This window comes from Neisseria sp. HMSC070A01 (assembly GCF_001810165.1).
GTDB lineage: Bacteria > Pseudomonadota > Gammaproteobacteria > Burkholderiales > Neisseriaceae > Neisseria.
In genome coordinates, this window is record NZ_KV800126.1 from 217085 (window position 1) to 226537 (window position 9453).

The following is a 9453-nucleotide window of genomic DNA, read 5'->3' on the forward strand; positions in this document are numbered from 1 at the left end:
GTCAACAGGTTCGGGACAAAGATTCTTTTCCTTCTGCGGCTTAAGCGCATTTGCAGCTTTTTCAGACGGCTCTGCCGCACCGACACAGGCAGCGGATGCCATCACGGCCAGCAGTGGCAGAATGTAACGGATTTTGTGTTTCGACATATCAGTTTCCTAAAAAATTAAAAACGTTCCAATGCTTTTAAATGGTGTTGTGTTTGTTGAACGTCACACAGATAGAGGATTTTGTCTGAAGGAGTTTTCAAGTCGGTTGTGATTGTCGGGTCGGAACAAAGTTCCTCCTTATAAGCCTTCCATTTTGAACGGACGTTTATAAAATATTGTTTGGACAGCCCATGTAGCTTTGAATCTTTGGTAGCGGCACGTCGAAATAAATCTTTGTACTTCATGTCCAGTTTGTTTTCAAGTTTCAGCAGAGTAATTTCTAAACAATCTTCATCCATTTGGTCAACAGGTTCGGGACAAAGATTCTTTTCCTGTTTCGGTTTAACGGCATTTGCAGCTTTTTCAGACGGCCCTGCCGCACCGACACAGGCGGCGGATGTCATCACGGCTAGCAGTGGCAGAATGTAACGGATTTTGTGTTTCGACATAATTTATCTCCTAAAAAGTTATTGTGTAATTGATAAGGCCGTCTGAAACAGGTTTCAGACGGCCTTTATATTTTCTAAATCAGATTAATGTGAAACGCCGAATCAATAGAAGCCTTCGCGTTCTTCACGGGTGCTGATGTAGATGTTTTTCACTTGGGTGTAGGCGGCGAGCATCATTTTGTGGGTTTCACGGCCGATACCTGAAGTTTTGTAGCCGCCAAACGGCGCGCCGGCAGGCAGGCGGTTGTAGCAGTTTACCCAAACGCGGCCGGTTTCCAATGCATTGGAAACGCGCAGGCAGCGGTTGATGTCGGTACTCCACACTGCGCCGCCCAAGCCGTATTCGCTGTCGTTGGCCATTTTGATGACTTCTTCTTCGGTTTTGAATTTAATCACGGTGGCAACCGGGCCGAAGATTTCTTCTTGGGAAACACGGGCTTCGTTGCTGGCCTCAATCAAAGTCGGTTCGACAAATTCGCCTTTGCCCAATTCGCCTTCGATTTTTTTACCGCCGGTAATGATGCGACAGCCTTCTTGTTCTCCGATTTTGACGTATTTCAAAATGGTCTCGAGTTGACCGGCATTGACTTGCGAACCCATTTGGGTGTCGTCTTCCCAAGGCAGGCCGACTTTGATTTTTTTGAATTCTTCAGCCAAAGCATTGACGAATTTGTCGTAAATACCTTCTTGTACAAAAATGCGCGAACCGGCGCAGCACACTTGGCCTTGGTTGAACAAGATACCTTTTTGCGCGCCTTCGAGGGCTTTGTCGAAAGGCATATCGTCGAAGAAGATGTTGGCGGATTTGCCGCCCAATTCCAAAGTGGAAGGAATCAGCAATTCGGCGGCGGCGATGCCGACGCGGCGGCCGACTTCGGTTGAGCCGGTAAAGGCCAGTTTGTTGAAGCCTTTGTGGTGGAGCATGTATTCGCCGGATTTGGAACCGCGGCCGGTAATCACGTTCAACACGCCTTTAGGCAGCAAGTGGTTGATTTTTTGAGCGAAGGACAACAGGCTCAATGAAGTGCTGGAAGAAGGGTGGATGACGATGGTGCAACCTGCGGCCAATGCCGGAGCGATTTTCCATGCGGCCATCAAGAATGGGAAGTTCCAAGGAATGATTTGGCCGACAACGCCGATCGGTTCGCGCAAAACGATGGACAGGTCTTCGGCATCAAGCTGGGTTGCCGTGCCTTCTTCGCCGCGGATGACGCTGGCGAAATAGCGGAAATGGTCGGAAGCCAAAGGCACGTCGGCAGCGCGGGTTTCGCGGATGGGTTTACCGTTGTCCAAGGTTTCTTGCAGGGCGAACAATTCGGCGTTTTCGTCAATCACATCGGCGATTTTATTCAAAATGGCCGCGCGTTCGGCAGTCGTGGTTTTACGCCATGTTTTGAACGCTTCTTGCGCAGCGGCCACGGCAGCATCGACATCGGCGTCGGTTGCGTCTGTGAACTTGGCCAATTCATCGCCATTGGCAGGGTTGTAAGAGGATAAAAGTTTGCCTTCGCTACCTTTCGTCCATTCGCCGTTGATTAAAAGACCATATTCTTTATCAAACACATTTAAATCTTTTGCCATAATGCTGTCTCCTTAATGAATGGGAATAGGTGTTTCACACCATGAAAAACAGCTTATGCTTTTTTCTTTTTAAGTTCAAGTACTAAAAATGAGAATGTTCTCAAAATTTACATTTGCAATGTTGTTTCATGTAGCAGGCCGTCTGAAAAATAAAGGATTTGATTGAAATGAAAGTATATTTGTTAATATATTTAAAGATTTATACGGCTTAAATAGATTTTGTTATGGTATAACATCATAACTAGTTGTTTTAAAAAAGATTATGGGTTGACGGCTTCGGATATGGGGAGTATTCTCATTCATAGCTAAACAGTTTTTCAACACCCTAGGAGACTCTCTCATGAAAATGCATGCTGTGGTAGTAAATAAAGATGTAGCAGGTGATGTAGAAGTTGTTGAACGCGAACTGCGTCCGCTGGAATACGGCGAGGCGTTGGTGGAAGTCGAGTATTGCGGCGTGTGCCACACCGACTTGCACGTTGCGGCAGGCGATTACGGCGACAAACCGGGTCGCGTGTTGGGACACGAAGGCATCGGTTTGGTTAAAGAAGTTGCCGAAGGTGTGAAAAATCTGAAAGTCGGCGACCGTGTCAGCATCGCATGGCTGTTCCAAAGCTGCGGTTCTTGCGAATACTGTAATACCGGCCGCGAAACCTTGTGCCGCTCTGTATTGAACGCAGGCTATACTGCCGACGGCGGCATGGCGACACACTGTATCGTGAGTGCCGATTACGCAGTCAAAGTCCCTGAAGGCTTGGATCCTGCACAAGCTTCCAGCATTACTTGTGCCGGTGTAACCACTTATAAAGCCATTAAAGTTTCCGGCGTCCGTCCGGGCCAATGGATTGCGATTTACGGCGCAGGTGGTTTGGGTAACTTGGCAGTTCAATACGCGAAAAAAGTATTTGGCGCGCACGTTGTTGCCGTTGACGTCAACGATGAAAAACTGGCTTTTGCCAAAGAAACCGGTGCGGATTTGGTAATCAATGCCGCCAAAGAAGATGCGGCTCAAGTCATCCAAGAGAAAACCGGCGGCGCACACGCAGCCGTTGTGACAGCCGTATCCGCTGCTGCCTTCAATTCAGGCGTTAACTGTGTTCGCGCAGGCGGCCGTGTCGTTGCAGTTGGCTTGCCGCCTGAGTCTATGGACTTGTCTATCCCACGTTTGGTATTGGACGGCATCGAAGTGGTCGGCTCTTTGGTCGGTACCCGCAAAGATTTGGAAGAAGCATTCCAATTCGGCGCAGAAGGTTTGGTTGTGCCTAAAGTCGAATTGCGTGCTTTGGATGAAGCGCCTGCCATCTTCCAAGAAATGCGCGAAGGTAAAATTACCGGCCGTATGGTGATTGATATGAACAAAGAGTGCAGCTGCATTCATCACTAATCAAATGATTCCGTGACAAAAAGGCCGTCTGAACAATTTCAGACGGCCTTTTTTATTGGATTGGATAACTTAAAGCGTAAAGCGGCTTTCAAATACGCGGATTTCTCCGCTGACAGGATCGGTGAACTCTATTCTTTTAGCCAAAAGTTTTAAAGGTTTGTCGTAGTCTTCATCACCGGCCGCCAATGGGGTAGGGTAAAGCGCATCGTTCATCAGCGGCATGTTCAAACTCATCATATGCACGCGCAGCTGGTGTTTCTTCCCGGTATGCGGCGTGAGGCGGTAGAGGCTGAATGCGCCGCGGTTTTCGATAAGTTCGATGGTCGTGTGGGCGTTGGGTTTGCCTTCCGTTTCCCTCGTGAGAAAGAATTTTTCGCCGCGTTCCATTCGTGACGAAATATGCAGCGGATAGTCCAAATCCGTCCGCGTCGGCGCCACCGCTTCATAAGTTTTTTGGACGGTTTTTTCTTGGAACATGGTCTGATAATCGCGACGCGTGGCAGGATTGAGTGAAAGCAGCATAACGCCTGCCGTATCTTTGTCCAAGCGATGAATCGGCGTAATGTCTTCAACATTCAAATGCTGCAATTCCGGCCGCAAACGCAGGCGCGTGAGCAGGGTTTCCCGCAAAAATCTGCCGCTGGGGATGACAGGCAGAAAATGCGGTTTGTCCACCACAAGCAAATGCTCATCAATATGCAAAATTTTTTCATCAAACGGAATACGCGGCTCGCTCTCACGGCTGGTTTCACGGTAATAAAACATCGTCTTGCCGGGCTCGAACAAAGTATTCTCATCAAACGGCACGCCATCCGCGCCCACCACAAAACCGCTGTTCAGCCGCCGCCGCCAGTTTTCTTCGCCGACAAAGGGAAAATGAGCGCATAAAAAATGCAGCAACGGCAAGCCGTAAAACTGCTTTTCATGCGGCAAAACCAAGTAGCTGGGTTTGACACCGTCTAAAAGGGGTAGGGGATTGGTACGTTTTTTCATGCGGCGGATTGTACTCGGTTTTTAGGGTTTTTTCAGACGGCCTTGTTTTTATGGAAAATAAGTTTCTAATAATAGATATGTATTGATGCAGGTTTTGTGTTTAAATAGATTCTTCAAACGAGCTGAGAAACTGGTTTTGTTTGAACTTGTTTTTATGGCATGAATTAAAGAAATGATAAAGAAACAATATTTTGAGAAAAGGAGAATATTATGCAGAGAAAAATCGGCATAATCATCATGTTATCCGTATTTTCCGTGTTCGCTATGGCGGGAGGGGAAGTTCGGCTTGGTAAGAATAATGCATACGATAATGAGTATGAACTTGTGGTAGAGCATGAAGTCAATGAAGAAATTTCACAATTAAATCAAGACGAGTATGCCGCACATCCAATACGTAACGATAGCGGCGTCATGCAGTCAGGGAAAGCTGCTTCAGGCAGACAAGCCGTTTCCCAATACGGAAAACCTAATTTGCCGCCTGTACGCTTAAATCCGCATCCTTCACGACCTTGATTTCAAAATCAAAGGGCTGCTCCATTTGTTTGGACAGCCCTTTTGTTTTGTCGGCTCACTCACATTTTCGTTTGCGCAAAACAAGTTTGTAATCGGTTTTGATGCTGGTTTGATCGCCAATCATCTTAAAATCATCTATTAAACAACGGTTTTCCGTACATTTCAACGTGAAATCTGCACCGACCCTATGGCCGTCAAATTGTTTAAATGTTGCCCGGACGGTATGAGGAGAAGTGACCTTGACTTGCAAGGTTTTATGGAAGTTGTCAGGATGATCCTGACCAAAGCCCAAGTAGTAATGTATCGGCATGTCACATCCCATCTCCATATCGGGTTGCTTACGGATATTAGTGTCAAAATTATTAAATTGTCGGATGATTTTTTGTAATTCAGGCGTGGTAACATGATTGTGTTCAGAGCCTAAATCCACTTTAGACAGATAAACCTTTTTGACTAAATCTATTTTGGCTTGATTATTTGTGGCATTATTTGCAGCCATCGCTTGGTAGGATAAGCTGGTGGTTAACAAGCCGATAACAAAAAGAGAGCGTAGTGTTTTCATGATGTGCATAGGGATGAGATGAAAAGAATCCAAGTATAACGACATTGAATCTATATTGAATATATTTTTAAGAAATTAAAGTTGAAAGGCAGGGGAAGGATGGGAATCATTGAATATGATTCTGTAATCTGCTTTACAGGCCGTCTGAATACGAAAACTGATTTTCAGACGGCCTTTTGATTTGTTCCCAAACTCACAAACCCTTAAAAATCAGCTATAATGCCCAACTATTTGATTTTCGCTTATCCCATATTGAAATGGCACAAAAAATTCAATCTGTAAAAGGTATGAACGACCTTTTACCTGTCGAACAAAAAGATTTCAAACTGACGGCTGCGTTTTGGCAGGCGTTTGAAGATACGGTTAGCCGTTGGACACGCACTTACGGCTATCAGCAAATCCGTACGCCGATTGTCGAGCAAACCGGTTTGTTTGTCCGCTCCATCGGCGAGGAAACCGATGTGGTCGGCAAGGAAATGTACACCTTCTCCGATTCAAACGATTCTTTGAGTTTGAGCCTGCGTCCTGAAGGTACGGCTTCTTGTTTACGTGCGGTAGTCGAACACAACCTTCTGTACAACAGCCCGCAAAAGCTGTGGTATATGGGGCCGATGTTCCGCCGCGAGCGTCCGCAAAAAGGCCGTTATCGTCAGTTCCATCAGGTCGGTATCGAGGCTTTGGGTTTTGAAGGGCCGGATATCGATGCGGAAATCATCGCGATGTCTGCCGACTTGTGGGAAAAGTTGGGTATTCGCGAATACCTGACTTTGGAAATCAACAGCTTGGGCAACCGTGAAGAACGTGCGGCACACCGTGCGGCATTGGTTGAATATTTGACCCGCTATGAGGCGCAACTGGATGAAGACAGCAAACGCCGTCTGAAAACCAATCCTTTGCGCGTTTTGGATACGAAAAACCCTGATTTGCAGGAAATCTGCAACGCGGCGCCGCGTTTGGTGGATTACTTGGGCGAGGCTTCGCAAAACCACTATGCTCGCTTCAAGGCGATGTTGGACGGTTTGGGTATTCAATATATTGAAAATCCGCGCTTGGTCCGTGGTTTGGATTACTACAATCAGACGGTTTTTGAGTGGACGACCGACAAACTCGGCGCGCAGGCGACTGTGTGCGGTGGCGGCCGTTACGACGGTTTGATTGAAGAACTTGGCGGCAAACCTGAGCCGTCTATCGGCTTTGCAATGGGTATTGAGCGCCTGCTGCTTTTGGTGAGCGAATACGGCTCGTTGGAAGTGAACGCTGCGCCTGATGTCTATGCAATGCACCAAGGCGAAGGTGCGGACTTGCAGGTGATGAAATACGCGCAAGCCTTACGCGCACAAGGTTTCAATGTAATGCAGCATTCCGGCTATCAAAGCTTGAAAGCGCAAATGAAAAAAGCAGACAACAGTGGCGCACGCTTTGCCCTGATTGTGGCTCAGGATGAGCTGGCAAACGGTACGGTTACCCTGAAAGATATGCAGGGCAAACACGAACAACAAACCGTTGCCGCCGCTGATTTGACAGACACTTTACAACAATGGAAGAACGCATAAATGGCAGCCCATTTGGAAGAACAACAAGAGTTAGACAACTTTAAATATTTTTGGAAAAAAACCGGCCGTTGGATCTTTGCCTTGCTGATCGTGGCGGCTTTGGGGTATTTGGGTTACACCATTTACCAAGGCCAAAAAGCTTCAAAAGATCAGGAAGCCGCTGCCGTATTGGCGCAAATGGTGGAAAAGGCGCAGCAAAAAACCGACCAAAAAGCCATCAACGCCGATTTGGTCGAATTGCAAAAAAACTATCCTGATTCTATTTCGACAGCCCAAGCTACTTTGATGGTAGCGGCAACCGAGTTTGATGCCGGCCGTTATGATGTGGCGGAAGGTCATTTGAATTGGGTGCTGAAAAACCAAAAAGCACCGCTGGTTCAAGCTTTGGCGGCGCAGCGTTTGGGCGTTGTCCTGTTGCAGCAGAAAAAATACGATGCCGCCATCAATGCCCTGAATACTCAGGTTGAGGCTGATTTCGAGCCTTTGATGCTGGAAACCAAAGGCGATGTTTACGTTGCTCAAAATAAAACCAAAGAAGCCGTACAAAGTTACGAAGCTGCTTTGAGTAAATTGCCGCAAACCGCCGTGGGCCGCGAATTGCTGCAAATGAAAATCGACAGCTTGAAATAAGTTTTTTTAAAATCAAGGCCGTCTGAAGTTGTCATGACTTTTCAGACGGCCTACACTTATCCTTATCAACCGTGTTTTTAAAACACCTGCTTGTGTTCCGCTCCCGTTTTGGGGCGGCACTTGACACAGAAAGACTCCATCATGAAACCAACCATCGCGCTTGTCGGCCGCCCCAATGTCGGCAAATCTACCTTATTCAACCGTTTGACGCGCACCAAAGACGCGCTCGTGCATGACTTGCCCGGCCTGACGCGTGACCGACATTACGGTCATGGCAAAGTCGGCAGCAAACCTTATTTGGTTATCGATACCGGCGGTTTTGAGCCGGTTGTGGACAGTGGCATTTTGCACGAAATGGCAAAACAAACCTTACAGGCTGTCGATGAGGCCGATGCAGTTGTGTTTTTGGTGGACGGCCGTACCGGCTTGACCCCGCAAGACAAAATTATTGCCGACCGTTTGCGCCAAAGCCCGCGTCCTGTTTATTTGGCCGTGAATAAGGGCGAGGGCGGCAATAGGGCCGTGCTTGCCGCCGAGTTCTACGAACTTGCCCTGGGCGACCCTTATGTTATTTCAGGTGCGCACGGCGATGGCGTGTATTATCTGATTGAAGATATTTTGGAAACCTTCCCTGAGCCTGAAAAGGAAGAGGAAGAAGCGAAACATCCTGTTTTTGCTGTAATCGGCCGTCCAAATGTCGGTAAATCGACCTTGGTAAACGCCATCCTCGGTGAAGAACGCGTGATTGCCTTCGATATGGCAGGCACGACGCGTGACAGTATCCATATCGATTTTGAACGCGACGGTAAACCGTTTACCATCATCGATACCGCAGGCGTGCGCCGTCGCGGCAAAGTGGATAAGGTAGTGGAAAAGTTCTCCGTTATCAAAGCCATGCAGGCGGTTGAGGCGGCAAACGTTGCTGTTTTGGTGTTGGATGCGCAACAAGATATCGCCGACCAAGATGCGACGATTGCGGGTTTTGCTTTGGAAGCAGGCCGTGCCTTGGTGGTGGCGGTCAATAAATGGGACGGCATCAGCGAAGAGCGTCGCGAGCAAGTGAAACGCGATATCAACCGCAAACTGTATTTCCTTGATTTTGCTAAGTTCCACTTTATTTCTGCATTGAAAGAACGCGGTATTGACGGTTTGTTTGAAAGCATTCAGGCTGCCTACAACGCGGCAATGATTAAGATGCCGACGCCGAAAATCACGCGTGTCCTGCAAAGCGCAATCGAGCGTCAACAGCCGCCGCGCGCAGGTTTGGTGCGTCCGAAAATGCGTTATGCCCACCAAGGCGGCATGAATCCGCCGGTGATTGTGGTACACGGTAATTCGCTGCACGCCATTTCTGACAGCTACACACGCTATCTGACCCAAACATTCCGCAAAGCCTTTAATCTTCAAGGCACGCCGCTCAGAATTCAATACAATGTTTCGGAAAACCCGTATGAAAATGCGGAAGACAAACCGAAGAAAAAACCGCTGCGCCGCGTCAGCCTGAGCAACCGTATCGAGAAGCGCGAAGGCCGCAAGGAAGAGAAAAACCGCTTCAAGAAGAAAACCAAAGTCAGCGTAAAAAAACAATTCAGCAAATAAGCATAAAGGCCAAAGGCCGTCTGAACGATTTCAGACGGCCTT

At 47.8% G+C, this 9453-nt stretch carries 9 protein-coding genes; 5 read left to right on the forward strand and 4 right to left on the reverse strand.

Features of this window, described 5'->3' with window-relative positions; genetic code table 11:
* Nucleotides 1–164: 164 nt before the first annotated feature.
* Nucleotides 165–596 carry a hypothetical protein gene (locus HMPREF2711_RS09520; protein WP_070616046.1) on the reverse strand — a complete coding sequence of 144 codons (432 nt, stop codon included), beginning with the start codon at nucleotides 594–596 and terminating at the stop codon, nucleotides 165–167.
* A 102-nt stretch (nucleotides 597–698) separates the two neighbouring features.
* A complete protein-coding gene (locus HMPREF2711_RS09525) occupies nucleotides 699–2177 on the reverse strand; it encodes an aldehyde dehydrogenase family protein (RefSeq protein WP_003745888.1) in 1479 nt (492 codons plus the stop codon).
* Between the two features lie 340 nt (nucleotides 2178–2517).
* Between HMPREF2711_RS09525 and adhP the strand changes: the two genes are divergently transcribed.
* Nucleotides 2518–3561, forward strand: coding sequence for an alcohol dehydrogenase AdhP (gene adhP, locus HMPREF2711_RS09530; RefSeq protein ID WP_003745890.1), 1044 nt, complete (start codon nucleotides 2518–2520; stop codon nucleotides 3559–3561).
* Nucleotides 3562–3630: 69 nt separating this feature from the next.
* On the opposite strand, the gene HMPREF2711_RS09535 is transcribed toward adhP, so the two are convergent.
* Complete coding sequence (locus HMPREF2711_RS09535) at nucleotides 3631–4554, reverse strand: RluA family pseudouridine synthase (protein WP_003745893.1); 924 nt, start codon at nucleotides 4552–4554, stop codon at nucleotides 3631–3633.
* A gap of 210 nt (nucleotides 4555–4764) precedes the next feature.
* Here HMPREF2711_RS09535 and HMPREF2711_RS09540 point away from each other — a divergent pair, with 210 nt between their 5' ends.
* Nucleotides 4765–5067, forward strand: coding sequence for a hypothetical protein (locus tag HMPREF2711_RS09540; RefSeq protein ID WP_003745894.1), 303 nt, complete (start codon nucleotides 4765–4767; stop codon nucleotides 5065–5067).
* A 55-nt stretch (nucleotides 5068–5122) separates the two neighbouring features.
* On the opposite strand, the gene HMPREF2711_RS09545 is transcribed toward HMPREF2711_RS09540, so the two are convergent.
* Entirely contained in the window at nucleotides 5123–5629 is a 507-nt protein-coding gene (locus HMPREF2711_RS09545; protein ID WP_231288062.1) for a hypothetical protein, read from the reverse strand.
* Between the two features lie 257 nt (nucleotides 5630–5886).
* Between HMPREF2711_RS09545 and hisS the strand changes: the two genes are divergently transcribed.
* The 3 genes from hisS (at nucleotide 5887) to der (ending at nucleotide 9411) form a co-directional block, all read left to right on the forward strand.
* Nucleotides 5887–7182 carry a histidine--tRNA ligase gene (gene hisS, locus HMPREF2711_RS09550; protein ID WP_070616048.1) on the forward strand — a complete coding sequence of 432 codons (1296 nt, stop codon included), beginning with the start codon at nucleotides 5887–5889 and terminating at the stop codon, nucleotides 7180–7182.
* The gene (locus HMPREF2711_RS09555; RefSeq protein WP_003745898.1) at nucleotides 7183–7812 is read left to right on the forward strand and encodes a YfgM family protein; all 630 of its coding nucleotides are present in this window, start codon (nucleotides 7183–7185) and stop codon (nucleotides 7810–7812) included. It abuts the gene before it with no gap.
* 141 nt (nucleotides 7813–7953) lie between these two features.
* The gene (gene der, locus HMPREF2711_RS09560) at nucleotides 7954–9411 is read left to right on the forward strand and encodes a ribosome biogenesis GTPase Der (RefSeq protein ID WP_003745900.1); all 1458 of its coding nucleotides are present in this window, start codon (nucleotides 7954–7956) and stop codon (nucleotides 9409–9411) included.
* Nucleotides 9412–9453: the final 42 nt, after the last annotated feature.

Excerpts from the sequence above, each read along its gene's own strand:
- HMPREF2711_RS09555 (WP_003745898.1), top strand. The coding sequence starts at position 7,183 with ATGGCAGCCCATTTGGAAGAACAACAAGAGTTAGACAACTTTAAATAT.
- der (WP_003745900.1), top strand. The coding sequence starts at position 7,954 with ATGAAACCAACCATCGCGCTTGTCGGCCGCCCCAATGTCGGCAAATCT.
- HMPREF2711_RS09540 (WP_003745894.1), top strand. The coding sequence starts at position 4,765 with ATGCAGAGAAAAATCGGCATAATCATCATGTTATCCGTATTTTCCGTG.
- HMPREF2711_RS09545 (WP_231288062.1), bottom strand. The coding sequence starts at position 5,629 with ATGAAAACACTACGCTCTCTTTTTGTTATCGGCTTGTTAACCACCAGC.
- HMPREF2711_RS09520 (WP_070616046.1), bottom strand. The coding sequence starts at position 596 with ATGTCGAAACACAAAATCCGTTACATTCTGCCACTGCTAGCCGTGATG.
- adhP (WP_003745890.1), top strand. The coding sequence starts at position 2,518 with ATGAAAATGCATGCTGTGGTAGTAAATAAAGATGTAGCAGGTGATGTA.
- hisS (WP_070616048.1), top strand. The coding sequence starts at position 5,887 with ATGGCACAAAAAATTCAATCTGTAAAAGGTATGAACGACCTTTTACCT.
- HMPREF2711_RS09525 (WP_003745888.1), bottom strand. The coding sequence starts at position 2,177 with ATGGCAAAAGATTTAAATGTGTTTGATAAAGAATATGGTCTTTTAATC.
- HMPREF2711_RS09535 (WP_003745893.1), bottom strand. The coding sequence starts at position 4,554 with ATGAAAAAACGTACCAATCCCCTACCCCTTTTAGACGGTGTCAAACCC.